The 814-nt window shown below is 58.2% G+C and carries 1 protein-coding gene; it reads left to right on the top strand.

Annotated features, from left to right (window positions below; genetic code table 11):
- The first annotated feature begins 206 nt into the window (after window positions 1-206).
- Entirely contained in the window at window positions 207-686 is a 480-nt protein-coding gene (gene smpB / locus A3730_RS03655; RefSeq protein WP_063521317.1) for an SsrA-binding protein SmpB, read from the top strand.
- Window positions 687-814: the final 128 nt, after the last annotated feature.

Genomic DNA, 814 nt, shown 5'->3' with positions numbered 1-814 from the left:
GCCCCATACCCCATGGACCGACTTGTTTTCTTGCTTCATAACACCATTACCCTTGTTCGCGTGGCGGTATTGTCTTTTTTTTGGCAGGGCGGCTCAAGTGACCGCCAGCAACAGCACAAAGATGGTAAGCAGTCACTCACCCGGCACCGGCCACAGCAGACAAACCGCTATCAGCCACTCTCCCCTTGCTCTATAATCGCCGCCCTATGGGAAAAGCCAACAAGAAAGCCAAAGCACCGTCGGCCACCATTGCGCAAAACCGCAAGGCACGCCACGAATATCATCTGGAAGAGCACTTCGAAGCCGGCCTGGTATTGGAAGGCTGGGAAGTGAAGTCCCTGCGTGCCGGCAAAGGCAACCTGACAGAAGCCTACGTCTTGCTGAAAAACGGCGAGGCCTTCCTGTTCGGTGCCCGTTTCGAGCCCCTCAACACCGCCAGCACCCACGTTAACCCGGACCCGACACGCACGCGCAAACTGCTGCTGCACCGTCGTGAGCTGGGGCGGGTATTTGGCGGCGTACAGAAAGACGGCTTCACCTGCGTACCGGTGAGCCTGTACTGGAAGAAAGGGTTCGCCAAGTGCGACATCGCACTGGCCAAAGGCAAGCAGAAGTTCGACAAGCGCGCCACAGAGAAAGAGCGCGACTGGAATCGCCAGAAGCAGCGCATACTGCGGCAGAGATGACGCCGTAAAGAGGCGTCACGCCCTGCCGCCGGGCACTGTCTCAGGCTGTCTTGATTACGCCGTGTGGCGGGTATTTACATCCTGTGCACGGCTATCGCCACGCAGCTGCCAATACAATTGCAGCCAGG

It is taken from the genome of Alcanivorax sp. HI0044 (genome assembly GCF_001634945.1).
This window is presented reverse-complemented; position numbering and strand designations above follow the sequence as displayed.